Annotated in this window: 27 protein-coding genes, 1 tRNA gene and 1 pseudogene; 8 read left to right on the top strand and 21 right to left on the bottom strand. The window is 72.4% G+C overall.

The window, feature by feature from the left end; genetic code table 11:
• Positions 1-25: 25 nt before the first annotated feature.
• Positions 26-1,426 (bottom strand): amidase family protein, encoded by a 1,401-nt coding sequence (locus AB0J06_RS18070; protein WP_357429859.1) that lies wholly within the window; start codon positions 1,424-1,426, stop codon positions 26-28.
• 76 nt (positions 1,427-1,502) lie between these two features.
• Entirely contained in the window at positions 1,503-2,645 is a 1,143-nt protein-coding gene (locus tag AB0J06_RS18065; protein WP_357429857.1) for a cystathionine gamma-synthase, read from the bottom strand.
• A gap of 73 nt (positions 2,646-2,718) precedes the next feature.
• Between AB0J06_RS18065 and AB0J06_RS18060 the strand changes: the two genes are divergently transcribed.
• The 4 genes from AB0J06_RS18060 (at position 2,719) to AB0J06_RS18045 (ending at position 5,825) form a co-directional block, all read left to right on the top strand.
• Entirely contained in the window at positions 2,719-3,138 is a 420-nt protein-coding gene (locus AB0J06_RS18060; protein WP_357429855.1) for an HIT family protein, read from the top strand.
• A 203-nt stretch (positions 3,139-3,341) separates the two neighbouring features.
• The gene (gene msrA / locus AB0J06_RS18055; protein ID WP_357429853.1) at positions 3,342-3,998 is read left to right on the top strand and encodes a peptide-methionine (S)-S-oxide reductase MsrA; all 657 of its coding nucleotides are present in this window, start codon (positions 3,342-3,344) and stop codon (positions 3,996-3,998) included.
• 323 nt (positions 3,999-4,321) lie between these two features.
• Positions 4,322-5,260, top strand: a complete 939-nt coding sequence (locus AB0J06_RS18050; RefSeq protein WP_357429851.1) for a ribonuclease Z — start codon at positions 4,322-4,324, stop codon at positions 5,258-5,260.
• A 49-nt stretch (positions 5,261-5,309) separates the two neighbouring features.
• Complete coding sequence (locus AB0J06_RS18045) at positions 5,310-5,825, top strand: GNAT family N-acetyltransferase (RefSeq protein ID WP_357429849.1); 516 nt, start codon at positions 5,310-5,312, stop codon at positions 5,823-5,825.
• Between the two features lie 506 nt (positions 5,826-6,331).
• On the opposite strand, the gene AB0J06_RS18040 is transcribed toward AB0J06_RS18045, so the two are convergent.
• Both AB0J06_RS18040 and AB0J06_RS18035 read right to left on the bottom strand, forming a co-directional pair.
• Positions 6,332-7,702: a cystathionine beta-synthase gene (locus tag AB0J06_RS18040; RefSeq protein WP_357429847.1), complete on the bottom strand. Its 1,371-nt coding sequence runs from the start codon at positions 7,700-7,702 to the stop codon at positions 6,332-6,334.
• 117 nt (positions 7,703-7,819) lie between these two features.
• A complete protein-coding gene (locus tag AB0J06_RS18035; RefSeq protein ID WP_357429845.1) occupies positions 7,820-8,176 on the bottom strand; it encodes a YkvA family protein in 357 nt (118 codons plus the stop codon).
• 209 nt (positions 8,177-8,385) lie between these two features.
• Between AB0J06_RS18035 and AB0J06_RS18030 the strand changes: the two genes are divergently transcribed.
• The 3 genes from AB0J06_RS18030 to AB0J06_RS18020 are packed head-to-tail and all read left to right on the top strand — an operon-like array spanning position 8,386 to position 11,595.
• Positions 8,386-9,492 carry an SGNH/GDSL hydrolase family protein gene (locus AB0J06_RS18030; RefSeq protein WP_357429843.1) on the top strand — a complete coding sequence of 369 codons (1,107 nt, stop codon included), beginning with the start codon at positions 8,386-8,388 and terminating at the stop codon, positions 9,490-9,492.
• Complete coding sequence (locus AB0J06_RS18025) at positions 9,489-10,277, top strand: SGNH/GDSL hydrolase family protein (RefSeq protein ID WP_357429841.1); 789 nt, start codon at positions 9,489-9,491, stop codon at positions 10,275-10,277. The genes AB0J06_RS18030 and AB0J06_RS18025 overlap by 4 nt, the downstream gene beginning before the upstream one ends.
• Positions 10,278-10,332: 55 nt before the next feature.
• Positions 10,333-11,595 (top strand): acetyl-CoA C-acetyltransferase, encoded by a 1,263-nt coding sequence (locus AB0J06_RS18020; protein ID WP_357429839.1) that lies wholly within the window; start codon positions 10,333-10,335, stop codon positions 11,593-11,595.
• A 94-nt stretch (positions 11,596-11,689) separates the two neighbouring features.
• On the opposite strand, the gene AB0J06_RS18015 is transcribed toward AB0J06_RS18020, so the two are convergent.
• The 3 genes from AB0J06_RS18015 to AB0J06_RS18005 all read right to left on the bottom strand — a co-directional run bounded on the left by AB0J06_RS18015 (position 11,690) and on the right by AB0J06_RS18005 (position 13,119).
• Positions 11,690-12,010, bottom strand: coding sequence for a hypothetical protein (locus tag AB0J06_RS18015; protein WP_357429837.1), 321 nt, complete (start codon positions 12,008-12,010; stop codon positions 11,690-11,692).
• 94 nt (positions 12,011-12,104) lie between these two features.
• Entirely contained in the window at positions 12,105-12,926 is an 822-nt protein-coding gene (locus tag AB0J06_RS18010) for a Bax inhibitor-1/YccA family protein (RefSeq protein WP_357429835.1), read from the bottom strand.
• Positions 12,927-13,038: 112 nt separating this feature from the next.
• Positions 13,039-13,119: transfer RNA gene (locus AB0J06_RS18005), tRNA-Leu, on the bottom strand.
• A 134-nt stretch (positions 13,120-13,253) separates the two neighbouring features.
• Here AB0J06_RS18005 and AB0J06_RS18000 point away from each other — a divergent pair.
• Entirely contained in the window at positions 13,254-15,095 is a 1,842-nt protein-coding gene (locus tag AB0J06_RS18000; RefSeq protein WP_357429833.1) for a hypothetical protein, read from the top strand.
• Positions 15,096-15,123: 28 nt separating this feature from the next.
• Here AB0J06_RS18000 and AB0J06_RS17995 read toward each other — a convergent pair whose 3' ends face one another.
• The 14 genes and pseudogenes from AB0J06_RS17995 to AB0J06_RS17930 form a co-directional block, all read right to left on the bottom strand.
• Positions 15,124-16,476 carry an NAD(P)/FAD-dependent oxidoreductase gene (locus AB0J06_RS17995; RefSeq protein WP_357429831.1) on the bottom strand — a complete coding sequence of 451 codons (1,353 nt, stop codon included), beginning with the start codon at positions 16,474-16,476 and terminating at the stop codon, positions 15,124-15,126.
• Between the two features lie 104 nt (positions 16,477-16,580).
• Positions 16,581-17,132, bottom strand: a complete 552-nt coding sequence (locus AB0J06_RS17990) for a hypothetical protein (protein ID WP_357429829.1) — start codon at positions 17,130-17,132, stop codon at positions 16,581-16,583.
• Positions 17,129-18,472, bottom strand: coding sequence for a DUF58 domain-containing protein (locus tag AB0J06_RS17985; RefSeq protein ID WP_357429909.1), 1,344 nt, complete (start codon positions 18,470-18,472; stop codon positions 17,129-17,131). Before AB0J06_RS17985 ends, AB0J06_RS17990 begins: the two co-directional genes overlap by 4 nt.
• Positions 18,473-18,642: 170 nt before the next feature.
• Positions 18,643-19,626 (bottom strand): annotated as a pseudogene (locus AB0J06_RS17980) (MoxR family ATPase); the annotation flags it as partial.
• Positions 19,623-20,210 carry a hypothetical protein gene (locus AB0J06_RS17975; protein WP_357429827.1) on the bottom strand — a complete coding sequence of 196 codons (588 nt, stop codon included), beginning with the start codon at positions 20,208-20,210 and terminating at the stop codon, positions 19,623-19,625. The pseudogene AB0J06_RS17980 and the gene AB0J06_RS17975, both read right to left, overlap by 4 nt.
• 22 nt (positions 20,211-20,232) lie before the next feature.
• Positions 20,233-20,937 carry a DUF4129 domain-containing protein gene (locus tag AB0J06_RS17970; protein ID WP_357429825.1) on the bottom strand — a complete coding sequence of 235 codons (705 nt, stop codon included), beginning with the start codon at positions 20,935-20,937 and terminating at the stop codon, positions 20,233-20,235.
• Between the two features lie 108 nt (positions 20,938-21,045).
• Positions 21,046-21,780: a uracil-DNA glycosylase gene (locus tag AB0J06_RS17965; RefSeq protein ID WP_357429823.1), complete on the bottom strand. Its 735-nt coding sequence runs from the start codon at positions 21,778-21,780 to the stop codon at positions 21,046-21,048.
• An 83-nt stretch (positions 21,781-21,863) separates the two neighbouring features.
• Positions 21,864-22,556 (bottom strand): dienelactone hydrolase family protein, encoded by a 693-nt coding sequence (locus AB0J06_RS17960; RefSeq protein WP_357429821.1) that lies wholly within the window; start codon positions 22,554-22,556, stop codon positions 21,864-21,866.
• A gap of 167 nt (positions 22,557-22,723) precedes the next feature.
• Positions 22,724-23,278, bottom strand: a complete 555-nt coding sequence (locus AB0J06_RS17955; protein ID WP_357429819.1) for a hypothetical protein — start codon at positions 23,276-23,278, stop codon at positions 22,724-22,726.
• 83 nt (positions 23,279-23,361) lie between these two features.
• Positions 23,362-24,357, bottom strand: coding sequence for a hypothetical protein (locus AB0J06_RS17950; protein WP_357429817.1), 996 nt, complete (start codon positions 24,355-24,357; stop codon positions 23,362-23,364).
• Entirely contained in the window at positions 24,354-24,686 is a 333-nt protein-coding gene (locus tag AB0J06_RS17945) for a PadR family transcriptional regulator (protein ID WP_357429815.1), read from the bottom strand. Before AB0J06_RS17945 ends, AB0J06_RS17950 begins: the two co-directional genes overlap by 4 nt.
• A gap of 102 nt (positions 24,687-24,788) precedes the next feature.
• A complete protein-coding gene (locus AB0J06_RS17940) occupies positions 24,789-25,724 on the bottom strand; it encodes a Ppx/GppA phosphatase family protein (RefSeq protein WP_357429907.1) in 936 nt (311 codons plus the stop codon).
• 44 nt (positions 25,725-25,768) lie between these two features.
• Positions 25,769-26,281 (bottom strand): amino-acid N-acetyltransferase, encoded by a 513-nt coding sequence (locus tag AB0J06_RS17935; protein ID WP_357429812.1) that lies wholly within the window; start codon positions 26,279-26,281, stop codon positions 25,769-25,771.
• A complete protein-coding gene (locus tag AB0J06_RS17930) occupies positions 26,281-26,829 on the bottom strand; it encodes a DUF501 domain-containing protein (RefSeq protein WP_357429810.1) in 549 nt (182 codons plus the stop codon). Before AB0J06_RS17930 ends, AB0J06_RS17935 begins: the two co-directional genes overlap by 1 nt.

Below are 26,829 nucleotides of genomic sequence, written 5' to 3'. Positions count from 1 at the left end.
CGTCCGGGCTGCGGCGCCGACCGGGTCAGCCGGCCGGCGTCGGCACCCGGGGCCAGCCGGGCGCATGGCGGACCCACGGCGCGGCCAGCTCGAACTGTCCGGCGACGGCGAGCAGCAGCAGCTCCGAGCCGGGCGGACCGATCAACTGCACGCCGAGCGGCAGCCCGTCCGGCCGGAGCCCCATCGGCACCACGATCCCCGGCAGCCCGGCGATGTTCCACGGCGCCGCATACGGCGCGTAGCGGATGTTGCTCAGCATGTTGGCCACCCACGAGCGGCGCGACCAGTGCACCGCCGGCGGCGGCGCGGCGGCGAGCGCCGGGGTGAGCAGCAGATCCACGTTCTGATCGGTGAAGAAGCCGATGGCCTGTTCCCGCCAGGCCGTCCGGTCGGCCTCACGGACGTACCCGCGACGCTCCGCCCACTCCCCCAGCGCGATGTGCCGGCGGGTCCGCCGCTGCAGCGTCCGGCGGTCGAGCTGCGCGTGCTGGGCGTCGTGGGCCACGCCCGCGAACCAGGTGAAGAGGCCACGCGGGCCGAGCGACGGCGGGTAGGCCGGGTCGACGGCGACCGCGCCGTGCCCGGCGCCGACGAGCAGTCGCGCCGCGGCGGCGACCGCGTCGCGGTTGGGACGGTCGGCGCGGACGCCCAGCACCGGCGAGCGCAGCGAGACGGCGACCCGCAGCCGCTGCGGCTCGACCAGCTTGTCCGGGCGCCGCCCGGCGAGCACGGAGAAACCGAGCGTCGCGTCGGCCACGGTCGTGGCGAGGACGCCGTTTTCGAACATGCCGAGCCAACTGTCCGCGCCGAGCCGGGCCGGCACCACCCCGCTGCCCGGCTTGAGTCCGACCAGGCCGCAACAGGCGGCCGGGATCCGGACCGAACCGAAGCCGTCGTTGCCGTGCGCGAACGGCACCATGCCCGAGGCGACGGCGGCGGCCGCCCCGCCGGAGGAACCCCCCGGCGTACGGTCGGTGCGCCACGGGTTGCGCGTCACGGCCGTCTCGTCGTCGGTCAGCGCCCAGGCTCCCAGCTCCGGCATCCGGGTCACGCCGACGACGACCGCGCCGGCGCCACGGAGCCGGCGGACGATCTCGTGATCCTCCTCGGCAACGGGGCTGCGTGCGGCCGCCGAGCCGTTCCAGGTCGGCAGCCCGGCGACGGGCGCGTTCTCCTTGACCGCCACGGGCACCCCGGCCAGCGGCAGGTTGGCCAGGTCGTCCTGCTCGTCGACCTTCTCGGCCTCGACGATCGCCTCGCCGCCGCGGACCGCGCGGAACGCCGACAGCGCCGGATCGGCCACCGCGATGTGGTCGAGGTGATCGGCGACCACGCGGGTGGCCGACGTGTCACCGCGGCGAACCGCTCGGGCGATCTGCCTGGCGGTCGCACCCACCCAGGTCGGCACGATGTCCTGCACGGCCACCTCCCCATTGGGCCTATGCGTATGTAGCTGTGCGAGGGCGGAGCTCGCGCCCCGCCCGGAATAATGATCCACGAGCTCAGCCGACCGCCTGCTCCAGGTCGGCGAGGAGGTCATCGGCGGTCTCGATGCCGACCGACAATCGCACGAGATCCGCCGGCACTTCAAGAGGCGACCCGGCGGCGCTGGCGTGCGTCATCCGGCCCGGATGTTCGATCAGCGACTCCACCCCGCCGAGCGACTCGGCGAGCACGAACACGCGGGTCCGGTTGCAGATCTCGACCGCGTGCGCCTCGCCACCGGCCGCGCGGAACGAGATCATGCCGCCGAAGCGCCGCATCTGCTTCGCGGCGGTCTCGTGGCCGGGGTGGTCGGGCAGCCCCGGATAGATCACCTGCGCCACCGAGCCGTGCCGGCTGAGGTAGTCGGCGATCCGCTCGGCGTTGTCGCAGTGCCGGTCCATCCGTACCCCGAGGGTCTTCACACCCCGCAGCGTCAGCCACGCGTCGAACGGCCCGTTGATCGCGCCCATCGCGTTCTGGTGGTAGGCGAGTTCGTCGCCGAGGGCGGCGTCCGCCGCGATCAGCGCGCCACCGACCACGTCGGAGTGCCCGCCGACGTATTTGGTGGTGGAGTGGACCACGACGTCGGCGCCGTGCGCGATGGGCTGCTGCAGGTAGGGCGAGGCGAACGTGTTGTCGACGACCAGCAGGGCGCCGGCGTCGTGCGCCACCGACGACAGGGCGGCGATGTCGGCGATGCCGAGAAGGGGGTTGGTCGGCGTCTCGGTCCAGATGATCTTCGTCCGTCCCGGCTCCACGGCGGCCCGCACCGCGTCGACGTCGGAGACCTTCGCCGCGGTCCAGGTCACCCCCCACCGCTCGGCGACGCGGGCGAAGAGGCGGTAGGTGCCGCCGTACGCGTCATCGGGGATCACCACGTGGTCACCGGGGCGGCAGACCGCGCGCAGCAGCGTGTCCTCCGCGGCGAGGCCACTGGCGAAGGTGAGCGCGCGCCGTCCCCCTTCGAGTGCCGCCAGGCACTCCTGGAGCGCATCCCGCGTCGGGTTCCCCGAGCGGCTGTACTCGTAGCCCTCCCGCGGCGACCCCACCGCGTCCTGCGCGTAGGTGCTCGTCTGGTAGATCGGCGGCACCACCGCCCCGGTCCGGGCCTCCGGCTTCTGGCCGGCGTGGATGGCGAGAGTCTCGAAGCCGTATTTCATGGAACCGAGGCTAGGGCATGGCTCGCGGATCTCGCCGGGGGCGAGCCCAAGTCGGGCGGCATAGTCTGCCGGGGTGACGGCGTGCGTGTTCTGCGACATCGTGTCCGGCCAGCTCCCGGCGTTTCTGGTCGCCGACGAGCCGGCCGGGATGGCGTTCCTCGACACCCGGCCGGTGTTCCGGGGACACGTGCTGGTCGTGCCCCGCCCCCACGTGCCGACCCTGACCGATCTGCCGGCCGGGTCGATCGGGACCTACTTCGGCCTCGTGCAGCGGCTCGCGGTCGCGGTCGAGACCGGGCTGGCGGCGGGCGGCACGTTCGTGGCGATGAACAACAACGTGTCCCAGTCGGTGCCGCACCTGCACACCCACGTCGTACCCCGCACCAAGGGCGACGGCCTGCGCGGGTTCTTCTGGCCGCGCAGGAAGTACGACTCCGACGACGAGGCCCGCACCTACGCCGCACAGATCGCCGCCGCCGTCCCCGATCGGTAGCACCCGTCGTCCGCCCCGTCGATCAAGGACAAATTCACGCTAGCTGATCACCAATCGTGTGAATACGCCCTTGATCGGCGCGAAAGTCCTTGATCCACACGGCGCCGGAGTGGCCGACCGCCGCGCTGCCGGTAAGGATGGCGGCCGCCGCGGCGTTGTACGCCGCGAGAGGTGCATCCTGGAGATGTACGAGAGGAGACACCGTGTTCTTGCGGCACATCACGCCAACCATGCCGTCCCCGGACCAGGTCCTGCCGGGCCGGTCCACCCCGATTCCCGTCACCGACCGGCACGCCGTCCTGGGCACCCCGCTGAAGGGACCGTGGCCCGAAGGCGCCCAGGTCGCCGTCTTCGGCATGGGCTGCTTCTGGGGCGCCGAGCGACTGTTCTGGACGCTGCCGGGGGTGCTCTCCACCTCGGCCGGCTACGCCGGCGGACAGACCCCCAACCCGACGTACGAGGAGACCTGCTCGGGCCTCACCGGTCACGCCGAGGTGGTCCAGGTCGTCTACGACCCGGCGCGGATCAGCTACGAGGACCTGCTCAAGGTGTTCTGGGAGAACCACGACCCGACGCAGGGCATGCGTCAGGGCAACGACGTCGGCACGCAGTACCGCTCCACGATCTACACGACCGGTGATGAGCAGCTCGCGACCGCGCAGGCGTCACGGGAGGCGTTCGCGCCGGTCGTGGCGGCCGCCGGGCATGGCGAGATCACCACGGAGATCGCCCCGCTGCGCGACTACTTCTACGCCGAGGACTCCCACCAGCAGTACCTGGACAAGAACCCCGGCGGTTACTGCAACCACGGCCCGAACGGCATGAGCTGCCCCATCGGGGTGGCCAGGGTGCGCGACTAGCTCGCGATCTTGTTCCCCTGAGCGTGAGGGAAAATGTCACATAGATCCTGGAAAAATCCGTTGCCGCCGCCCGTCGACCGTAGATAGTTTGGCCGTACACGGGAAGGGAGGTGGTCCAGGCTTTGTATAGCAATCGGACTCGTGAGGTGGCTGTCCGCTAGCCGCTGTCCTTGACAGTTCCATTCGTCGAGACCGTGTGGCAGCGGTGCGGCGAAACCACGACAGCCACCCGACCCCCGGGGTGCCGACCCAGTCCAGTCGGCCCGCGCGACAGCGCGGAAGCCCCGGGGGTCGCTTTTTGTCTCCGTAGGTGAAGATCTACCGTGTCTCTCCGCGAACTCGTCGTGCTCGGCACGGCCAGCCAGGTGCCGACCCGCCACCGCAACCACAACGGCTACTTCCTGCACTGGGACGCCCAGAGTTCCGGCGCGACCGCCGCCGAGGGGATCCTCTTCGACCCGGGCGAGGGCACCCAGCGGCAGATGCTGCGCGCCGGAGTGGCAGCCAGCGACGTGACCCGGATCTGCGTCACCCACTTCCACGGCGATCACAGCCTCGGCCTGCCCGGCGTGATCCAGCGCCTCTCGCTCGACCGGGTCGCGCACCCGGTGACGGCCCACTATCCCGCCGGCGACGCCCGGTTCTTCGACCGGCTGCGGCACGCCACGCTCTTCCACGAGACCGCCGAACTGCGGGAGGAGCCGGTCGAGCGGGACGGGCACCGCTTCGACCTGGGCATCGGCACGCTGGAGGCGCGCAGCCTGCGCCATCCCGTCGAAACGTACGGCTACCGGCTGGTGGAACCCGACACGCGCCGCATGCTGCCCGACGCGCTCGCCCGGCACGGCATCCGGGGCCCCGCCGTCGGGCAACTGCTCCGCGCCGGCGAGCTCGAGGTCGACGGCCGACGGGTGTCCCTCGACGCGGTGAGCGCGCCGCGCCCCGGGCAGCGGCTCGCGTTCGTCATGGACACCGGGCTGTGCGACAACGTGTTCGCGCTGGCGGAGGGGGTCGACCTGCTGGTGATCGAGGCGACGTTCCTGAGCGCCGACGTCGCGCTCGCCGCCGAGGTCGGGCATCTGACCGCGGCGCAGGCCGCGCACGTCGCGACCGAATGCGGCGTACGCCGTCTCGTGCTGACCCACTTCTCGCAGCGGTACGACGACCCGGCGCGCTTCGTCGACGAGGCGCGGGAGCATTTCGACGGTGATCTCGTGGTGGCGGAGGACCTGATGCGGGTACCGGTGCCGGCCCGTCGCTGACCGACCCACACCCGCCGGCCGTGCGACCGCCGGGCATTAGGCTCGTCCGGTGAGCGTCTCCCTGCGCCCCGCCACCGCCGACGATCTCGCCGCGGTCGGCGCGCTCCATTACCGCTCCCGGCTCGACGCCTACCGCGACATCATTCCGGAAACGGCGTTGGCCGCCATCTCACCGGAGATGATGGGCGCCTGGTGGACGGAGCGGTGGGGGTGGGAGCGGGAGACGCACCTGCTGACGGTCGCCGAGCGCGACGGCGACCTGGCGGGCTTCAGCTACGTCGGGCCGTACGAGCAGGACGAGGACGAGCCCGGGCTGGGTGAGCTCTACGCGATCCACCTCGATCCGGCCGAGGTGGGGCGCGGCGTGGGGCGGCTGCTGATGGTCGACGCGCTGGCGACACTGCGCCGGGCCGGTTGGGCACGGGCGGCGCTCTGGGTGCTGGCGGGAAATGCCCGCGCCCGCCGCTTCTACGAGCGGGGCGGCTGGGCCACCGACGGCGTGGAACGGGACGACACGGTCGGCACGGCCGTGACCCGGATGGTGCGCTACACCCGTTCCCTGTAGAGCCTGTCCGGGCGAGGGCGCGTGACCCATGTATGCGGGGGAAACCGACTGGTCACGCGCCCTCGCCCGGCTACCCACCCAAACCGCGGGAACGCCTGGCCGGAGGCGTCGGACCGGCGGAGGCTGGCCGGTCCCTGACTTGGGTGGGTGCGGTGCGGGATGCCGCGGTGCTGGCGGAGCACCGGAGCGGCTCACCGCTGCGCGAAGTCTGTAGTTGTCAGCGGGGGCCCACACGCCAAGGGGCAACGTGCCGGCCCTGGTCCATTGAGGTCTTGCTCGCCTTGTGCCCGACCGCGTGGACCCTCCGTACACAGAGTCAAACGCCACGTGGCGGCCGGCGGTCGGACAGGATGTGCGACCACGGCGAATGATGCGCGCCCCGCCGATCAGGAAATCCATGGCCGATCACGGGGATGTTCACAGCATCGGAGATCGAACCGTGTGAACAAGCCCTTGATCGACGGGGAAGTCCCTCGTCGACGGGGCGCGCGGGAAATGCGGTCGGGTCAGCGGGCGCCGAGATGGGCGAGCAGGTCCTGACGGGTGAGCACGCCCTTCGGCTTACCGTCCACCAGCACCAACGCCGCGTCCGAGCTCTCCAGCAGGGCGACAGCCTCACTCACCGGCTGACCGCCACCGATCATCGGCAGCGGCTCGGCCATGTGCCGCTCGATCGTGTCGTGCAGGTGGGCCTGTCCGGTGAAGAGCGCGTCGAGCAGATCCTTCTCCGCGATCGAGCCGGCCACCTCGCCGGTCACCACCGGCGGCTCGGCCTTGAGCACCGGCAACTGCGAGACGCCGTACTCGCGCATGTAGTCGACCGCGTCGCGCACGGTCTCGGTCGGGTGCACGTGCACCAGCTCGGGCATCCCGCCCGGCTTGCCGGCGAGCGCGTCGGCCACGGTCGCCTCCGTGCCACCGGTCGCCATGAAGCCGTAGCGGGCCATCCAGTTGTCGTTGAAGATCTTCGACAGGTAGCCCCGGCCGCCGTCCGGAAGCAGCACGACGATCACGTCGTCGGGCCCGGCCCGGCGGGCGACCTCGAGCGCCGCGGCGACCGCCATGCCGCAGGAGCCGCCGACCAGCAGCCCCTCTTCGCGGGCCAGCCGTCGGGTCAACTCGAAGGACATCTTGTCCGAGACCTCGACGATCTCGTCGCAGATGTCCCGGTCGTAGTTTTCCGGCCAGAAGTCCTCGCCCACGCCCTCGACGAGGTAGGGACGACCGGTGCCGCCGGAGTAGACGGAGCCCTCGGGGTCGGCCCCGATGACCCGCACCGCTCCGTCCGACGCCTCCTTCAGGTAGCGGCCGGTGCCGGAGATGGTGCCGCCGGTCCCGACGCCGGCGACGAAGTGGGTGATCCGCCCGCCGGTCTGCTCCCACAGCTCGGGGCCGGTCGACTCGTAGTGCGACCGGGTGTTGGCAGGGTTCGAGTACTGGTCGGGCTTCCACGCGCCGGGGATCTCGCGGGCCAGCCGGTCGGAGACGTTGTAGTAGGAGCGGGGGTCCTCCGGCGCCACGGCGGTCGGACAGACCACCACCTCGGCGCCGTACGCCCGCAGCACGTTCTGCTTGTCCTCACTGACCTTGTCGGGGCAGACGAAGACGCAGCGGTAGCCCTTGAGCTGGGCGACCAGCGCCAGCCCGACTCCGGTGTTGCCGCTGGTGGGTTCGACGATCGTGCCGCCGGGCTGGAGCAGGCCGCTCTTCTCGGCCTCTTCCACCATCCGCAGCGCGATCCGGTCCTTGACCGATCCGCCGGGGTTGAAGTATTCGACCTTGGCCAGCACCGTGGCGGAGATGCCCTCGGTGATGTTGCGCAGCCGCACCAGCGGGGTGTTGCCGATCAGCTCGACGACGTTGTCGTAGTAGCGCACCTCGTTGTGCCCTTCTCAAGGCGCCGGCTCCTGCGGCCAGGTCGACCGCGACACGGCGGCCGACACAGGGGCGGACCGGCGGTTTTGTCCCGTGCTCCGGGGCAAGCCTACGTGTCGTCAGCGCACGACGCGGCCGGGGACCACCGTCGGCCGGGCGGCCTCCCACGCCAGGAAGCGCTCGGTTTCGGCGAGCACGCTGCCGGCGAGCCAGGTGATCATGACGGCGTCGTCGGCGAGCCCGAGGATCAGGAGGAACGCCTCCGGCACGACGTCGATCGGTGAGACGACGTAGACCGTCGCCGCGGCCATCATCGCGAGCCGCAGTCCGCCGTCGTACTCGCCACGCCTCGTCGCCCCGATCATGCGCGGAAGCGCCGCGAGCCGCTTGCCCAGCGACGGACCGCCGCGCGCCCCGGCGGTCAACGCCCGTCCGAGCGCCGCGAACGCGGCCGTACGTTTCAGTGTCTTACCCATCTCCGGCCCCCTCTTCCTCAGTCCATGAGGCATATCCGCCCATGATGCAGATGGCCGCCAACGGCGCCGCGATATTCACCATCTCCAACCTACCCAGCGGGGTCACATCCCAGACCTGACCGCGGCGGCCCCGTGCGGCGCACCGCTCGCTTGTCACCTGGCCGCGATAATCTCGCGGCAGGTGCGTGTGGCAGGCGGGGGGGCGCTCGATGGGTGAGGCCGTTTCGGCGGTACGGCGGCGGACGCGGTGGGACGTGGCGCTCGGCGTCGCCAAGGTGGCCGCTGTCGGTGGCGGTGTCGTCGCGGGGGCGGCGGTGACCGCCTCGGCCGTCCTGTTCGGGCAGGCGCAGCGGGCCCGACGCATCATTCCGATGGCCGAGGCGCCACCCCCGCGCGGCGACGGCGTCTACGGCGCGAGGTTCCCCGGGCCACCGATCACGATGGTGGTCCTCGGCGACTCGTCGGCCGCGGGCTACGGGGTGCACCGGCCGCGGGAGACCCCCGGCGCGCTGCTCGCCACCGGCATCTCCCGCCGGCTGCACCGTCCGGTGCGGCTGCACCGGCTCGCCGTGGTCGGTTCACTCTCCGCGGGTCTGCCGTTCCAGGTGGAGGCGGCGCTCGAGCGTGAGCCGGATCTTGCGGTGATCCTGATCGGCGGTAACGACGTCACGCACCGCACGCCGGTGAGCACGGCCGTGCGCTATCTGGTCGACGCGGTCCGCGAGTTGCGGGCCGCCGGCGCCCAGGTGGTGGTCGGCACGTGCCCCGATCTGGGCGCGATCCAGCCGATCAAGCCGCCGCTGCGGTGGGTCGCCCGGCGGTGGAGTCGGCAACTCGCGGCGGCACAGACCGTCGCGGTCGTGGAAGCGGGCGGCCGGACCGTGTCGCTCGGCAACATCCTCGGTCCGCGATTCGCCGCCGAGCCGGCGAGGATGTTCGCCTGGGACCGGTTCCACCCCTCCGCGGAGGGGTACGCCGTGGCCGCCGCCGCGCTGCTGCCGGCCGCCCTCTCCGCGCTGGCGACGGCCGGGCAACCACCCGCGGCGCCGGCACGCGCGGGCGAGCTGCGGTCGCTGCCGCAGGCGGCCCACGAGGCGGCCCGCAACGCCGGGACCGAGGTCAGTCGCGCGCAGGTGGGCGGTCGCGACCGTGGCCCCGCCGGCCGGTGGGCGCAGCTGCGCCGGCACCGTTTCGCTCTGCATTCCGGGGCGATCAGCTGGCTGTTCGGCACGTCCCGCGGCGAGCAGCCGCAGGCCGACACCGCCCCCTCGGTGGAGGACGGCGGAAAATCATCCACAGTGGAGGAGAACGCATGAGCAGCCTCGCCGGGCGGATCGGGCGCGCCGCCACGATAACGCTCATCGCCGGCACGGTCGGTGGAGCCGCACTCCTCGCCGGCGAGGCCATCGTGGCCCGCAACCGCCGGTACGCGCAGCCGGAGCTCGGCCTCGGGCTGCGTGCCACGGTGGGGCGCACGGGCGGCCCGCCGCTGCGCCTGGTGCTGCTCGGCGACTCGTCCGCGCTCGGCGTCGGCGTGGACCGGGCGATGGACACGGTCGGCGGACAGCTCGCCGAGTTGCTGGCCGAGGAAGGCTCCGGCGATCGGCAGGTGCAGCTCTCCAGCGTCGGCGTCGCCGGCTCCTGCTCGACCGACCTCGCCACCCAGGTCGCGCGGGCGCTGCTCGGCGAGCGTCCCGACGTGGCCGTGATCCTGATCGGCGCCAACGACGCGACCGGGTTGCGTCGGCCGGGCGAGGCCGCCGCGTACCTCGGGGCGGCGGTGCGCCGGCTCCGCGACGCGCAGGTGCAGGTGGTCGTCGGGACCTGCCCCGACCTGGGCGCGGTCCGGGCGATCGCCCAGCCGCTGCGCCAGGTGGCCGGGTGGCTGGGGCGACGGACCGCGCGGGCGCAGGCACGGGCGGTGGTCGCGGGGGGCGGCACCGTGGTGGATCTCGCGGCCAAGACGGGCGCGGTCTTCCGGGCCGACGCCGGCACGCTCTGCTACGACGGCTACCACCCCTCGGCGGACGGCTACCGGGTCTGGGCGCACGCGCTGCTGCCCGCCGTGGCCAACGCCGCGGCGGTCGCCACCCGCCGGTAATCGCGGTGGTGCGACCGGCTTCCGCCACAAGTTACTGACGGGTTAACGTTGGTTCATGCCGACTGACTCGTCCCGTAACGCCGTCATCGTCGCCACCGCCCGCTCCCCCATCGGCCGCGCCGGCAAGGGATCGCTGCGGGACGTCCGCCCGGACGATCTGGCGGCCACCATCGTCCAGGCCGCCCTGGACAAGATCCCGCAGCTCGACCCGACCGAGATCGAAGACCTCTACCTCGGCTGCGGCCTTCCCGGCGGTGAGCAGGGCTTCAACATGGCCCGCGTGGTCTCCACCCTGCTCGGCCTCGACGGCCTGCCCGGCGCGACGCTGACCCGCTACTGCGCGTCGTCGCTACAGACCACCCGGATGGCCTTCCACGCGATCAAGGCCGGCGAGGGGGATGTCTTCATCTCCGCCGGCGTGGAGGCCGTCTCGCGTTACGCGCGCGGCAACTCCGACGCCCTGCCCCCGCAGGCCCAGGAGCTGGTGGGCGGTCCCTGGACCAACCCGCGCTTCGACGCCGCCCAGGCCCGCTCCGCGGCGCGTACGCAGGCCGGCGCGGAGGTGTGGCGCGACCCGCGGCTCGACGGCGAACTGCCCGACATCTACCTGACGATGGGGCAGACCGCGGAGAACCTGGCCCAGGCGTACGACGTCAGCCGCGCCGACATGGACGAGTTCGGCGTACGCAGCCAGAACCTGGCCGAGAAGGCGATCGCCGACGGCTTCTGGGCCCGCGAGATCACCCCGGTGACCCTGCCCTCGGGTGAGGTGGTCAGCACCGACGATGGTCCTCGCGCCGGCGTGACCCTGGAGGGCGTGGCCGGGCTCAAGCCGGTGTTCCGTCCGGACGGTCGGATCACCGCCGCCAACTGCTGCCCGCTGAACGACGGCGCCGCCGCCGTGGTGATCATGAGCGAGAGCCGCGCGCACGAACTCGGCCTCACGCCGCTCGCCCGGATCATCTCGACCGGCGTGAGCGCGCTCTCCCCGGAGATCATGGGGCTCGGCCCGGTCGAGGCGTCCCGGCAGGCGCTCAAGCGCGCCGGCATGACCATCGACGACGTCGATCTGGTCGAGATCAACGAGGCGTTCGCCGCGCAGGTGATTCCCTCCTACCGCGAGCTCGACATCCCGCTGGAGAAGCTCAACGTGATGGGCGGCGCGATCGCGGTCGGACACCCGTTCGGCATGACCGGCGCGCGGATCACCGGCACACTGATCAACTCACTGCAGTGGCACGACAAGAGCATCGGTCTGGAGACCATGTGCGTCGGCGGCGGGCAGGGCATGGCGATGGTGCTGGAGCGCCTGAGCTGACGAACCGCTGATCCACGATCCGCGTGATCAGGGAGCTGAACCGCGACGCGCCGCAGAACGGCGCGAGGGGTTCCCTGATCACGCGGATCCCGCGTTAGAGGACGCGGCGGGTTTCGACGACGTCGGCCGCGACCGCGGCGAGCACCTGCGGCGGAGGATCGGCGGCGATCAGATCCGCGGCGAGCACCCGCAACTGGTCGGGCAGAACGAGATCGTTCTGCAACCGCGGCACCCGCCGGTGCGGCTCCCCCTCGGCGCCGGCGGCCCGGTCGGCGACCCGCTGCACGAGCGCGTGCATCACCTCGGCACGGGACACGTCCCCGGTCCCCGCCCCGGCCGCCCAGCGCGGCGCTTCCCAGTGCGCCACCCGGCGGATCAGCAGGTCGACCTCCCGCTCCAGCTCCTCTGCGCTCATGGCGAGCCAGTGTAGGGGCCGCTGCGGACGCCGAAACGGCGGACGCCCGCCCCCGGAACGGGGACGGGCGTCGACGTAACGCGTCGGGCGACCGTCAGTCGTCGCCCTGGAAGAAGCTCAGCAGGCGCAGGATCTCCAGGTAGAGCCAGATCAGGCTGACCAGGATGCCGAACGCCGCAGTCCACGCGTAGCGCTGCGGCAGCCCCATCCGCACGCCCTCTTCGACCTCGTGGAAGCTCAGCACGAAGCTGAGCGAGGCGATCACGATGCAGACCAGGCTGAAAATGATGCCGAGCCCGCCGTTGCTGCGCAGCCCGGTCTCCACGCCGAAGAGCGAGAGCACCAGGTTGATCATCATGACGGCGAAGACGCCGACCATCGCCGCGACCATGCCGCGGACGAACTTCGGCGTCGCCCGGATGACCTTGGCCTTGTAGAGCATCGCCATCAGGAAGAACACCCCGAAGGTCGCCACCACGGCCTGCAGGACGATGCCCTGGAAGCCGGCGATCACCTCGAAGTACTTGCTCACCAGGCCGACGAAGGCGCCCTCGACGACCGCGTAGGCGATGACGAGCGCCGGGTTGGCCATCCGGGAGAACGAGATCACCAGGCCGAGCACGAGCCCGACGATGGCCGCCCCGATCCAGGCCGCCCCGATCAGGGCGTCCGGGATCAGGGTCCAGGCCGCCACCGCCGACAGGCCGGTGATGCCGAGCAGGGTGACGGTCTTGACGACGACGTCGTCGATGGTCATCGGCTGGACGGCGGGCGGAGCCGCCGCGTAGGGGTCCGCCGACGGGTATGGCTGCGCGTAGCCGGGCTGGCCGTACGGGCCGGCCGGCGCATACCCGGCGGCCCGCTCCCGCTCGGCCGCCTGGCCGAGCCGGGCCAGCACCGGGTTGGAAGTCTTCACTGTCTCTAGCCTCCCTCAGGGGGTTAGTGCACGATGGGCGTGCGAGTCAAGAGTAAACCGCCGCATCGACATTATGGAGATCGCTGGCAACCCGGCAGCTGAGAATTACCTGTGCCCGGGGCGGGGCTCGAACCCGCACGCCTTGCGGCAGCCGCTTTTAAGGCGGCCGTGTCTGCCGTTCCACCACCCGGGCCCGCGGTCGGCACGGGCCCGGGTGAGCCGTCGCCGACACCCCGAGCGCGCGCACGCGCCCGCAGAATGCCACCGTAGCGGGTGCACGCCCACCGGGGCGCACCCCGGCAACCCTTCGGCACTAGGGTCGGATCCGTGACCAGCACAGCCCCCGCAGCGCAGGACGCCGAGCCCGCCATGGCGACCACGACCAGCGACCCGGACGCCGTGCCGTCCCGACGGAGCCGCGTCCTGGCGGCACTGCGCCCCTTCGCCCCCGACCTCGCGATTTCCCTGCTCTTCCTGGTGATGGCCGGTTGGGTCACCCACGGACTCTGGCCGGACCCGGCGACCCGGGTGCTCGCGCTCAACCCCGAGGACCAGACGCTCTACGAGTGGTTCCTGGCAGCCGACAGCCGCGCCCTCTTCGGCGACTTCGCGCTGCTCAGCGACCGGCTCAACGCCCCCGACGGGGTCAACATGATGGCCAACACGACGGTCATCGCGCTCGGCACGCTGCTCTCGCCGGTGACCGTCCTGTTCGGGGTGCCGGTGACCTTCGCGCTGATCGCCGCCGGCAACCTCGGGCTCACCGCGATCGCCTGGTACCTGCTCTTCAGCCGCACCCTGGGCGCGCACCGCCTCGCGGCCGCCCTCGGCGGCGGATTCTGCGGCTTCGCCCCGGGCATCGTCTCCCAGTCCAACAGTCATCTGCACATGACCGCGCTCTGGCTGGTGCCGATCATGGTGTGGTTGGTGGTCCGGATGCTGCGCGCGGCCGATCCGCTCGCCCGTCCCGACGCGCCCGGCCGGGACCGGCGCCGCCTCGTCACCTCGGCCCTCGCCCTGGCCCTGACCGTCACCGCCCAGGTCTTCATCGGCGAGGAGGTCCTCTTCCTCACCGCGATCACCCTGGTCGTGATGACGATCGGGTACGCGGCCACCCGACCGTCGTACGCGCGGCGCGTCCTGCCGGGCTTCGTCGCCGGCATGCTGATCGCCGTGGCGGTGGCGATCATGCTGCTCGCCTATCCGCTGTGGTTCCAGTTCTCCGGCCCGCAGAGCGTCCCGAACGGGGTTTTCAGCCCGCACTACTTCTCCGCCGACCTCGCGAGCTGGAGCGCGATCTCGCCCCTGTCGGTGGCCGGCACGCCGGAGGCGGCCCGGCTCAGCACGGGACCGGCGGAATACAACACCTTCCTCGGTTGGCCGTTGCTCCTCGTCGCGATCGCCGCGGCCTTGTGGCTCGGCCGGCGCCCGCTGGCCGTCGCGTGCACCGCCGGCGCCCTGATGATGGCGGCCCTGTCGATGGGGCCGCGGGTCGTCATCGACGGGGACCGCACCGCCATCCCCGGCCCGTACGCGCTGCTCGTCGGGCTGCCCGTGGTGGACGGCGCCCTGCCGATGCGGTTCGCGCTCGCGCTGATCCCCCTCATCGCGACCCTGCTGGTGCTCGCCGTCGACCGGGCGCTGCGCGCGAGTTCGCAGTCGACCCGGCTGCTCGCGCCGACCGTGGTGGCGGTCGCGCTGCTGCCGATCCTCCCGGCTCCCCTGCCGACCACCGACCGTCCGCCGGTGCCCGAGTTCATCACCGCGGGACACTGGCGCAGCTGCGTCCGGCCCGACGGCGTGCTGGTTCCGGTGCCGCTGCCCACCCCGAAGCAGCCGTGGGCGATGCGCTGGGGAGCGGCCGCCAACGCGGAGTTCGGCCTACCCGAGGGCTTCTTCATCGGCCCGTACGCGCCGAAGGGCAAGGCGTCGATGGGGACCTACAAGCAGCCGACGTCACTGCTGCTCAACGACATCGCCACCGGCGGCACCCGCACGGTCGGCGACTTCGAGCGGCAGCAGGCGCAGCTGGACATCGACTTCTGGGGCGCGTCCTGTTTCGCGCTCGCCGACGGCACCCCGTACGGCGAGAACCTGCGCGCCGCGCTGGAGGCGCTGTTCGGCCCGGGCACCCACGTGGCGGACGCCTGGATCTGGAAGGTCCGCTGAGGCAGGCGCCGGGCCGGCGGCCCCGGAGCTAGACGCGCGTCGTCGCGTCCAGCTTCGGGGCCGTCTCCAGCTTCGGGGTCGCCTCCAGGAACTCCTCGCGCGGATCGTGCAGTTGGCCGAGCGCGACCACTTCCCGCCGCAGCAGGAAGGCGAGCGACCAGTCGACGACCACCCGGATCTTGCGGTTGAACGAGGGGATCCGGCTCATGTGGTAGGTCCGGTGCATCAGCCAGGCCGGCAGCCCGGTCATCTTGATCCCGTACACCTGGGCCACCCCCTTGTGCAGGCCGAGGCTGGCGACGCTTCCCGCGTGCTTGTGCTTGTAGGGCACCGGCGCCTTGCCGCGGATCACCGCGCGGATGTTGTCGGCCAGCTGTGATGCCTGGCGCACGGCGTGCTGCGCGCTCGGCGAGCAGAACGCCCCGGGCGGACCGGTCAGATCGGGGACCGCCGAGCAGTCGCCCGCGCTCCACGCCCCCTCGACCACCCGGTCACCGTCGACCACCTGCAACGTGGGCAGGCAGGTCACCCGACGGCGCTCGTCCCGGGGCAGGTCGGTCTGGTCCAGCATCGGCGAGGGCTTGACGCCGGCGGTCCAGACGATGGTGTCGGCCGGGAAGGAGTCGCCGTCGGAAAGCTTGACGACCCCGTCGACGCAGGACTCCAACCGCGTGTCCAGCCGGATGTCCATCTTGCGCTTGAGCAGTTGCTGCACCGTGTAGGCGCCCATGTCCCGGTCGACCTCGGGCAGCACCCGCTGGGTCGCCTCGACCAGCACCCAGCGCATGTCCTCCGGGGTCAGCTCCGGGTAGTAGCGCAGCGCGTCCCGCGCCATGTCCTCCATCTCGGCCAGCGCCTCGATGCCGGCGTAGCCGCCACCGACGAAGACGAAGGTCAGCGCCCGCCGCCGGACGGCCGGGTCGGGCGTCGCCGCCGCGACGTCGAGCCGGTCCAGGACGTGGTTACGCAGGTAGATGGCCTCACCGATGGTCTTGAAGCCGATGCCGTGCTCGCGCAGGCCGGGGATCGGCAGGGTCCGCGACACGGAGCCGGGCGCGACGATCACGTGGTCGTACGCGATCTCGCGGGGCGGACCGATGATCGGCTGCACGATCGCCGTCTTGCGCGCGTGCTCGATCCGGGTCACCGCGCCCGCCACGATCTGGCACTTGCGCAGCTCGCGGCGGAGCGGCACGACCGAGTGCCGGGGAGAGATGTTGCCGGCCGCGGCTTCGGGCAGGAACGGTTGGTAGGTCATGTGCGGCTGCGGGTCGACGACGATTACCTGCGCCTCCCGCGACCGAAGCTTCTGAGACAGGCGCAGGGCCGCATAGAGCCCGACATGCCCGGCACCGACGACAAGGATCCGCTGCGGATTCACGAGACCCATCTTTCCCCGGCCATGGGTCCGTTACGCCGTCCGTACCGCCTTCTGTGACCGAGGACGCCGGTGTGAGCTGCGCTACGGGGCGATCACACCCTGCTCTAGCTGCGGCGCAGCAACCATGCCAGGAGGGCGGCGACGGCGACCGCAACGGCGAGGCCGGCCAGCGCGGCGCCGACGAAGAGGCGGTCGCCGCCCCGCCCCGCCGCGAAGAGCAGCAGCACGGAGAGGACCGCCGACCCGAGCACCACGGCGAGGGCACGGGACACCCAGCGGGCCACCATCTCGGGCGCCACGACGGCGTCGTAGGGCAGCGCCGCGGCGAGCGCCGCGAGGGTGTGCGTGACGTAGAGCAACGCCGCGAGGCCGAGCAGCCGCCACAACACGATCCGCTCGCCGTACCCGGTGGTGGAGAGCAACCAGCCACCGACCGCGACCAGCGCGACGAACGTCGGCGCGGCGCTGCGCGGCGCGAGGGCCGGCAGCGCGGCCGCGACCAGCAGGAGCAGCAGGGGCCGACCGGTCAGGATCTCCACCGGGTACGCGAACACGAAGGCGAGCAGCGTGCTGAGCAGGACGCCGACCCGCACCAGCAGCGGCGCGACGGTGGCCCGGGCCGCCATGGTACGGACGGCGAGCACCCGATCGATCATCGGCCGATCGCCTTCGGCGCGGACGCGAGCCGGGCGACGTCGCGGAGCACCAGGTCGAGACTTCCCGCTCCGGCCCAGGCGACCACCGGCACCCCATGCTCGCGGAGCTGACCGATGGTGTTCTCGCGATCGAGCCGCCAGAGCCGGTGGGCGACCTCGGTCCACGGCCCGCGCCGCGGCGGCGCACTCCCCTCCGGCAGGGTGTCGACGGCCACCACGACGCGGCCGGAGCGGGCCAGCCGGGCCAGCATCTCCGCCGAACGCGGGTCGACGAGCGGGGTGAGGACCACGACGAGCGCGTTGGAGGAGAGCAGGTGCGGACCGAAGACGTGGTCGTAGGGCTCGTACGGCGAGGGCTCGACCCGCACGTCGAGCAGCCACTCCAGCAGGGTCAGGTATTGGCGACGGCCGCTGGCGGGACGGAGCCGGCGGGCGGCCGGACCGTATTCGAGCATCGAGACGCGGTCGCCCCGGTGCAGGTAGTGCTCGGCGATCGCCGCCGCGGACCGGACCGTGGTGTCCAGCACGGACGCGCTGCCGTTGACGCCACCCGAGCGCCCCACCTCGGCGAGCACGTCGAGCAGGAGCACCACCTCGGCGTCCCGGTCGGAGAGCGTGGCCGCCACGTGCAACTGCCGCGCCCGCAGGGAAACCCGCCAGTCGATGCGGCGCAGCCGGTCGCCGGGGCCGAAGATGCGCACCCCGGCCAGTTCGCCGCCCTCCCCCGGCCGGCGCGAGCGGTGCCCGCCGACCAGCCCGGCCGCGCGCGGCATCGCCTCATCGGCGTCGAAGGGCTCGGTGACCGGGTAGACGCGGACGCCGCGGACGCCGGTCAGCGCCGGGCGGCTGGCGAGCAGTCCGTCACAGGCCGCCACCCGCGCCGCCGCCGGGCCGAGCGGTTGGCGCCCCCAGCGCAGCGCCGTGCCGCGCAGCTCCAGGTCGACCTCGTCGCCGCTGGAGACGGCGACGGCGAAGGGGCGGTCCGGCACGCCGCGGCTGGGGCGGAGCCGGCTGCGCATCCGGTCGTCCCCGGCGAGCCCGGTCGCGTCGATCCGCAGCCAGGGCGAGACGAGGGTGCGGACGACGACGAGGTCGTAGGTGACCGCATCCGGGTTGCCGACGGTGACCGTCCCGGTGACCAACCCGCCCTCGATCAGGTGCACGTCGTCGGCGGCGAGCCGGAGCTCCGGCGCGGCCGACGGGCGGCGGCGCAGCGCGTATCCCGTGCCGAGCGCGAACGGGGTGGCCAGCACGATGAGGTCGACCCGGCCGAGCAGCACACCGGCGATCAGGAGCAGCCCGGTCAGGAGCACCGCCCGGCCGAGCGCGCGGGTCGGCATCCACGCCGGCGCCACGGTCGCCGGCTCCCGCCGCTCCGGCCGGGGCACCGCGGCCCGTAACGGCGTTGCGGCGCTGGTCATGGCGCGGTGCGCCGGGAGCCGTCACGGTGAGCGGTGCCGGCCTCCGCGACGTATCCGGCGCGCGGCGACGGCGGCGCGCCGAAACCGCCGGCGTACGTGGGCAGGGCGCCGCTGGCCGGGGCAGGTGTCTGCGCCAGCACCTCACTGACCACGAAGGACGGGTCGACCCGGCGCAGCCACATTTCCGGGCGCAGCGTGATCCGGTGGGCCAGCGCGGGCGCGGCGACCTCCTTGACGTCTTCGGGGATCACATAGTCGCGCCCGGCCAGGGCGGCGCGCGCCCGGGACAGCAGCAGCAGGGCGAGCGAACCGCGCGGCGAGGCGCCGACCAGGACCGAGGCGTGCTCGCGGGTGGCGGCGGTCAGATCGACGATGTACCGCCCGATGGAGTCCTCGACCACCACGTTCTCCAGCGCCGCCTGCATGGCGCGCAGCGTCGCCGCGTCCACCACCGGCTCCAGCTCCGCCTCCTCCTGCCGTCGGGACATCCGGCGGCGCAGCACCTCCCACTCCTCGTCGCGGTTCGGATAGCCGAACGACACCCGGAGCAGGAAGCGGTCGAGCTGCGCCTCGGGCAGCGGGTACGTCCCCTCGTACTCGATGGGGTTGGCGGTGGCCAGCACGTGGAAGGGCGCGTCGAGGCGGTACGTCACACCCTCGACCGAGACCTGCTTTTCCTGCATCGCCTCCAGGAGCGCCGACTGGGTCTTCGGCGGCGTCCGGTTGATCTCGTCCGCCAGCAGCAGGTTGGTGAAGACCGGGCCGGCCCGGAACGTGAAGTCGGCCCGCCGCTGGTCGTAGAGGAAGGAGCCGGTGACGTCGGCGGGGAGCAGGTCGGGGGTGAACTGGAGCCGTCGGAAGTCCAGCCCGAGCACCTGCGCGAACGACCGCGCGGTCAGCGTCTTGCCCAGCCCCGGCAGGTCCTCCAGGAGCACGTGGCCACCGGCCAGGATGCCGGAGAGGACCAGTTCCAGCGCGTCCCGCTTGCCGACCAGCACCGTGCCGACCGCGTCGAGTACCGCGCGCGCCAGGCGCCCGACCTCGGCGGTCGGGACCGAAACCGTGTCGTTCATAGTTTCTCCAATTGCGCCGCGATCGCCGCGCAGTCACGGGGCGTCGGTTTACGCGGGGACGGGGTGGTCAGAAACTTCCAGAGCGAGTCGCCGAGCAGGGTACGGGCGCGGGTCGGGTCACTGGCCCGGGTGCACCCGTGGCGTTGCCGGAGCCGTTCGTCGGCGAGCTCACCGATCAACGCCTGCACCGCCGAGGGGAGCCGCTTCGCCTCGCCCCCCACGCCCCCGAGCTGCCGCTCCCAGCCGGCCACCACGGTGCGCAGCGCGTCCTCCGCACCCCAGTTGTAGAGGGTGCTGTCCCCCGCCGAGCGCCGGTAGGCACGGGACCGTGACGGCGGTGGCGCGGCGACCTGTCCGGTGAACCGCCGCAGCATCAGCAGGGCCAGGTATCCGGCGAGCACCGCCACGACGGAGACCGCGACGCCGACGACGCGTAGCCCGAAGACGGTGAGCGCGGTGAGCCCCAGCGCGGTGAGCAGGGTGCGCAGCCACCAGCCCATGCCTCGACGCGGCCTGCGCGCCCTGGGCGGCGGCCGCTCCTCCTCGTGCTGGAGGAGGTCGTCGATGCTCGCGATGTCGCTCACGCCGCCGCCCCGCCGCGCCCGCTCATGACGCCGCTCCGGCGGTCAGTTCGCCGCGGAGTCGTTGCAGGGCCGAGCGAGCCTGCGCCCGCATCCGCTCGTCGACGGTGTGCGTGGCGTAGCGGGCTTCCCGGTAGACGTGCGCGAACGCGGAGAGCACCTCGGCGCTGACGACGGCGGGCCCGGCGGCGGCGCCGTCTCCGGCCAGGAGTCGGGTCACCAGGTCGGTCGGGGTGTCGCCGACCTGCCGGGGCGTGCCGGCCGCGGCGGCGGCCTGCTCCAACCGCACCCAGCAGGCGATCACGGCCCGGCGCGGATCGGCGTCGGAGTCGGAGAGGTCGACCAGACCGGCATCGAGCGCGGCGACGACGTCGGCGGTGGTGCGCGCCGCCGACGGACGGGTCGGTTTCGCCACCCGCCCGGCCCGACGGCGGAACAGGTCTCGGATGACGGTGCGGAGCAGCAGCACGATGACCACCACGACGGCCGCGACGCACAGACCGATCGCGACGGTCGCGAGCCAGTCCGGCAGGCTGCTCTGCTCGGCTTCGGCGACCGCCCGGGCCGTCGGGGGGAGCGACGGCTGGTCCGGCGGATATTCCGGCGGTGCGGGGACGTCCTCGATCCGGGTGAACTGCAGCGACGAGTGGGCGGCGGCGAGGGAGGCGAGGCCGAGCAGCAGCGCGACGGCCGCAAGGGGCCAGAGGCGACGGAGAGCAACAAAGTCCATTGTGGTGGTTACGTCCGATTTTCCGTAGCGCTGATTCCGCGTTCCGGCCGGCGGCTTCTCATCGCCGTCCCTCCGCCGCGCGGTCGCCCCTAGCCGTGTGAGCCCGAGTCACGTCAACCCCGCGAGGGTCTTCGCCCGGGCGAAGACCTCGTCCAGCATCGCGGGTGTCAGACGGCCGGTAAAGGTGTTCTGCTGGCTGACGTGGTAGGAGCCCAACAGCTCGGGCGCTCCCGCGCCCGACCAGTGTGCCCCATGCCCGAACGCGGGGCGGGGCGTGGGCGGGCGCACGCCGTACACGGCGGTCAGCGCCGGCCACCACGCGGCCCAGGCGAACGCGCCGAGCGCGACCACCACCCGCAGGGTGGGACGGATCAGCTCAACCTCCCGGTGAAACCAGGGGGCGCAGGTCTCACGTTCGGCAGGGGTCGGCTTGTTGGCCGGCGGCGCGCAGCGCACGGCGGGGAAGATCCGGGTGTCCCGCAGCGTCAGGCCGTCGTCGAGCGCCACGCTCGTCGGCTGATTGGCCAGCCCGGCACGGTGCAGGGCGGCGAAGAGCACGTCCCCGGAACGGTCGCCGGTGAAGATCCGACCCGTCCGGTTGCCGCCGTGCGCGGCCGGCGCGAGGCCGAGAATGGCGATCCGGGCGTCGGAGGTGCCGAAGCCCGGCAGCGGCCGCCCCCAGTACTCCTCGTCGCGGAACGCCGCCCGCCGGGTCGCCGCCACCTCTTCGCGCCAGGCGACGAGCCTGGGGCAGGCATAACAACCGGCCACCGCGCTGTCGAGCTCGATCAGGTCGGCCGCCAGCCGAGCCTGGGCGGAGACCTCGTCAGCGGTACGGCTCACCTGGTTCCTCTCCTGGTACGCGATCAGGGCGCCCCCGGCGCGGGCAGCGCGTGGGACGCCCTGATCGACGACGCGTGACCCGGTCAGCCGAGCCGCGCCCGGAACAGCTCCAGAGTGCGCGCCCACGCGCTCGAGGACGCCGCCCGATCGTAGACCTCCGGCCGGTCGTCGTTGAAGAACGCGTGCTTCGTGCCGGGGTAGTCGTAGAGGACGCACTCCCCGCCGGCGTTCTCGATGCAGCTCTTGGCGGTCTGGATCCCCTCGGCGGCCGACGTGCCGTCCTCCTCGGAGCAGTGGATGAGTGCGGCCTTGCCGGCGTAGTCGGACCAGTCCGGACGCATCCGCTCCCACGGCATCACCGGGTAGAAGCCGGCCGTGGCGACGATCTGGTCCGAAAGGGTCGCTGACCAGAGCGCGAGACTGCCACCGGCGCAGAAGCCCACCGCGCCGACCTTGCCGGTCACCTCCGGCCGCTCGACCAGATAGCTGGCCGCGCCCGCGATGTCCTGGGCCGCCTGGTCCATCGCCAGCCCCATCAGCAGCTTGCCGGCCTCGTCCGGCTCGCTGGTGTGCGCGCCGCGGTAGAGGTCGGGGGCGAGCGCGACGAACCCCGCGGACGCGAAGCGATCCGCGACGGAGGTGATGTGCGGGACCAGCCCCCACCACTCCTGGATCACGATGACGGCCGGGCTGCCCGCACCACTCCCGGTGGCCGGCAGGGCGAGATAGCCCTCGCTCGATCCCCCGTTGCTGCGATAGCTCACCATTTCGCCCATCGGCCGTCCTCCTGTCGGTCAGTCATCGTTGGCTGGTCGCACAGTGGCGCACATGTGTGCGCGTCAGCGTGCCATGGCCAACCGGGACGGGGAAAGGCGGCGGCGGCGTGGCGTACGCCTCCTCGTGATCTGGCGTACGCCCCGCCGCCGCAGCGGAAGGAGATCGATTACTTCTTGATCGGCTCCAGGCACAGAACGTAGCCCTTGCCGCCCTTTTCGCCCTCCCAGTAGGCCACCTCGGAGGCCGGGTAGGCAGCGCACATCGCGTTGGCGTCGTTCGCCTCGGACTCGGACTTGTTGTCGACCTTGCCGGAGACCTTCCACTCGGCCTTCGCGTCGCCACACTCCACTGTCTTCAGCTTGTCGGCGCTCTGACCGACCATGCAGTCGCCCGCCTTGGCGGTCTCCGGCGCGCCGGTCAGTTGCTTCCACGCCAGACCACCGAGAGCGATGACCGCGAAGGCGACGACGGCGCCGATGACGCGCTTGCCGATACCCCCCATCACCGACGGCTTCTTCGGCTCCTGGGCCGGAGCGCCGAACGCGGGCGGAGGGGTGGGCCCGACACCGGCCGGCGGCGGGGTGGCGTCGTCACCGGCCGGCGGCGGGGTGGCTCCGTCACCGGGGGGCGGTGGGGTGGCTCCGTCACCGGCGGGCGGTGGCACCTGAGCCCCGGTCGCGGGCGAGGACGGGGGCGGGGGCGGGGTGACCTGCTCAGACACGTAGGGGTCCTCTCAAGGGGTCTATCAGCGCAGGACACCGTAGCGACAGGCGTTCCCAACCCGCCACCCCACCTCTCCCCCGTTCAGCCGGTGGGCGACGGCGCGGGTGTCGCGGACGGCGCGGACGGCGCGGACGGCGCGGACGGAGCCGGCGATCCCGACGGCGTCGCCGGGACAGGCGCCGGAGTGGCCGGTGAGACGGGTACCGCCGTGGTGGAACCGGCCGCGGGGAACCGGAACGGGGCGGAACTGGGGCAGTACGGGTATGGCAGCTTGAGCGGGTCGCCCCCCGCCTCCTGCGCCTCGGGACACGACGGATAACCGAGCCGAATGGGCTGACCATTCTGGTCGAACAGCCGGACCCCTTCCACCAACCGACCCTCGCTGTCGTAGACGTAGACGTCCTGCACGTTGGAGTACGGGTTGTCGTTGTAGGACTGTTCGTAGTAGCCGTCGGACATTCCGCGCTGGTCCACGTCGACAAAGCCGACCACGCCGAACAGGACGATGAGTCCGGTCCCGACGTTGGCGAAGAACCTCGGCCAGCGGGTCAGCCGAGAGCTGCGTCGGCCCAGCCAGATCGAGCCGACGACGAACCCGGCCAACAGCAGCATTCCCGCGGCGGTGCTTCCCTCGAGGCGCGGCAGCAGACCGAACCGCTCGCCGGTGGTCAGCACGGTCACGAACATCGCGACCAGATAGCCGCGCAGCACCCACCAGGCGGGCCGCAGCAGGCGCAGGAAGTCGCTCGCCTTGGCGTACCCGATCACGGGTCCGATCCTTGTGTCGGCGGCCCGGAGCCGACCCCGCGCCTTGGCCGCGGCGGCCGCGATCCGAGCGTCCAGGTCGGGACCGCTGGCCGGCGTGGCGACGCCGGCCGCGCTGCGCAGCTCGGCGGCGTACGCCTCCGGCGGCCCGAGCCGGTCGGTCAGCGAACCGTCCGCCTCGGCCGCCACCTCCGCGAGATGCTCGGGCAGCTCCTCCAGCAGCTCGTCACGGACCGACGGCGGCAGGTCGTCGAGCGCCGCCCGCACCCGCTCCACGTAGCGGGCGATCTCTGACTGCTCCGTGACGGTCATGCCGCCACCCCCCGATCATCGAGCAGGCTGTCCATGGTGGAAGCGAAGGCGTGCCACACCTTGCCGGAGCGGTTGAGCTGGTCCCGGCCGGCGGCGTTGAGGGCGTAGTACTTGCGGTGCGGCCCCTCCTCGCTCGGGACCACGTAGGTCGTCAGCAGCCCGGCGTTGAAGAGCCGGCGCAACGTCCCGTACACGGAGGCGTCGCCGATCTCCTCGATGCCGGCGGCGCGCAGGCGGCGCATGATGTCGTATCCGTAGCCGTCCCCGTGACGCAGGACGGCGAGGACGGCGAGATCCAGTACGCCTTTGAGCAACTGGGTGGTGTCCACGGATAGAGACGCTACTGCGCAATACGAGGTACCGTCAAGAACGCAGTACCGCGGGCGCGATGACTGCGCGGAAACGATGCCGGCCCAGTACAGGCGGAACATCTACTCAGTCGTCGAGGAAAGGCTCCAGGCGATGCCGTCGAGGATGTCGTGCTCGCTGGCGACCACCGAGGACATGCCGGTGCGCTCCATGATGACCCGCAGCACGAGCGCGCCCGCGCCGATCACGTCGGCCCGGCCGGCGTGCATCACCGGGATCTCCATCCGCTGCGCGGCCGAACGTCCGAGCAGGTCCGCGGTCACCTTGGCCACCTCGTCGTACGACACCCGGGCCCGGTGGATGCGCTCCGGTTGGTACGCGGGAAGCCCGAGCGCGATGGCGGCGACCGTGGTGACCGAGCCGGCGACGCCGACCAGCGTGCTCGCCTCCCGGCCCGGTACGGCGGCGAGCGCACGGTCGACGGTGGACGTGATGTCGGTCTCGGCGGCGGCGATCTCGTCACGCGTCGGCGGATCACCGTGCAGGTGCCGCTCGGTCATCCGGACACAACCGATGTCGACGGAGATCGCGCTGTGCACGGTCGAGTCGCCGAGGACGAACTCGGTGGAGCCGCCGCCGATGTCGACCACCAGGTAGGGCGGCCGGGTGTCGGCGGCGAGCCCGCGTACGGCGCCCATGAAGGAGAGTCGCGCCTCCTCGTCACCGGTGACCACCTCGGGCGGCACGCCGAGGGTCGACTCCACCATCGCCCGGAACTCGTCGGCGTTGGCGGCGTCGCGCGAGGCGGAGGTGGCGCACATCCGTACCCGCTCCGCGCCGAGCGCGTCGATCTCGGCGGCGTAGTCGGCCAGCGCCACACGGGTGCGCTCGATGGCCGCGGCGGAGAGCCGGCCGGTGCGGTCGACCCCCTCGCCGAGCCGCACGATCCTCATGTGCCGCACGACGTCGACCAGGGGCACGTCGGATCCGGCCCCGGCCGGGGGCAGGTCGGCCACGAGGAGCCGGATGGAGTTGGTCCCGCAGTCGATCGCCGCCACTCTCGTCACAGCGCAACCCTACGAGATCACGGCGATCGTGGGGCTCAGAGGTGCAGGAGCATGCGGGTGTTGCCGAGCGTGTTCGGCTTGACGCGTTCCAGATCCAGGAACTCCGCCACGCCTTCGTCGTACGAGCTGAGCAGTTGCTCGAAGACGGGCTGCGGCACGGGCGCGCCGTCGATCTCGACGAAACCGAACGAGCCGAAGAACCCGGTCTCGAAGGTGAGCACGAAGACCCGGGCCACCCCCAACTCGCGCGCCACCGCGAGCAGCTCGGCGACGATCCGGTGACCGATCCGCATGCCCCGGCACGCGGGATCGACCGCGACGGTACGGATCTCGGCGAGGTCCTCCCACATGACGTGCAGCGCGCCGCACCCGACGACCACGCCGTCGGATTCGCGGACCGCGACCCAGAACTCCTGAAGGTCCTCGTAGAGCACCACGGTCGCCTTGTCCAGCAGCCGCCGCCCGGAGCCGCTGTAGGTGTCGATCAGGCGGCGGATGCCGCGCACGTCCGCCGTGCGCGCCCGGCGCACGACGATGCCCGGACCCACTAGCCCGGCTCCACGCACGGGCCCGCCAGCCACCACGGCTCGACCAGGGCGAGCGTCTCGTCGCCGAAGGGGTTGACGCCGGGCCCGGCGGCGAGCGCGTGTCCGAGGTGAACGTGCAGGCATTTCACCCGGCCGGGCATCCCGCCGGCGGAGACTCCGGCGATCTCCGGCACCTCGCCGATCGCGTTCCGCCGCGCCAGGTAATCCTCGTGCGCCGCCCGGTAGCGCTCGGCGAGCTCGGGATCGGTGGCGAGGCGGTCCGCCATTTCCTTCATCACCCCGGCCGACTCCAGCCGGCTGCACGCGCTGGTCGCGCGGGGGCAGGTCAGGTAGTAGAGGGTCGGGAACGGGGTGCCGTCGGCCAGCCGCGGGGTGGTCTCAACGACGTCCGGGCGGCCGCACGGGCAGCGGTGCGCCACGGCGCGGGTGCCGCGCGGCGTGCGTCCGAGCTGCGCGGCCACCGCGGCGAGGTCGCTCTCGGTGGCCGGTTCCCGCACCGGCGGAGGTACGACCTCAGCGGCCGGCTTCTCCGGCGGTACGACCGTCAC

Origin of the sequence: Micromonospora sp. NPDC049679, assembly GCF_040659735.1 — a bacterium.
Classification (GTDB): Bacteria; Actinomycetota; Actinomycetes; order Mycobacteriales; family Micromonosporaceae; genus Micromonospora_I.
Note: the sequence above shows the minus strand (reverse complement) of the source record. Positions and strands in the feature narration are given on the sequence as shown.

What these genes read in the sequence shown, in the direction of transcription:
- AB0J06_RS18035 (WP_357429845.1), bottom strand. Translation starts at nt 8,176, where the DNA reads ATGGGTAAGACACTGAAACGTACGGCCGCGTTCGCGGCGCTCGGACGG.
- AB0J06_RS18065 (WP_357429857.1), bottom strand. Translation starts at nt 2,645, where the DNA reads ATGAAATACGGCTTCGAGACTCTCGCCATCCACGCCGGCCAGAAGCCG.
- AB0J06_RS17970 (WP_357429825.1), bottom strand. Translation starts at nt 20,937, where the DNA reads ATGGACTTTGTTGCTCTCCGTCGCCTCTGGCCCCTTGCGGCCGTCGCG.
- AB0J06_RS18025 (WP_357429841.1), top strand. Translation starts at nt 9,489, where the DNA reads ATGAGCAGCCTCGCCGGGCGGATCGGGCGCGCCGCCACGATAACGCTC.
- AB0J06_RS17960 (WP_357429821.1), bottom strand. Translation starts at nt 22,556, where the DNA reads ATGGGCGAAATGGTGAGCTATCGCAGCAACGGGGGATCGAGCGAGGGC.
- AB0J06_RS18030 (WP_357429843.1), top strand. Translation starts at nt 8,386, where the DNA reads ATGGGTGAGGCCGTTTCGGCGGTACGGCGGCGGACGCGGTGGGACGTG.
- AB0J06_RS17985 (WP_357429909.1), bottom strand. Translation starts at nt 18,472, where the DNA reads ATGCCGACCCGCGCGCTCGGCCGGGCGGTGCTCCTGACCGGGCTGCTC.
- AB0J06_RS17950 (WP_357429817.1), bottom strand. Translation starts at nt 24,357, where the DNA reads ATGACCGTCACGGAGCAGTCAGAGATCGCCCGCTACGTGGAGCGGGTG.
- AB0J06_RS17990 (WP_357429829.1), bottom strand. Translation starts at nt 17,132, where the DNA reads ATGATCGATCGGGTGCTCGCCGTCCGTACCATGGCGGCCCGGGCCACC.
- AB0J06_RS18020 (WP_357429839.1), top strand. Translation starts at nt 10,333, where the DNA reads ATGCCGACTGACTCGTCCCGTAACGCCGTCATCGTCGCCACCGCCCGC.
- AB0J06_RS18015 (WP_357429837.1), bottom strand. Translation starts at nt 12,010, where the DNA reads ATGAGCGCAGAGGAGCTGGAGCGGGAGGTCGACCTGCTGATCCGCCGG.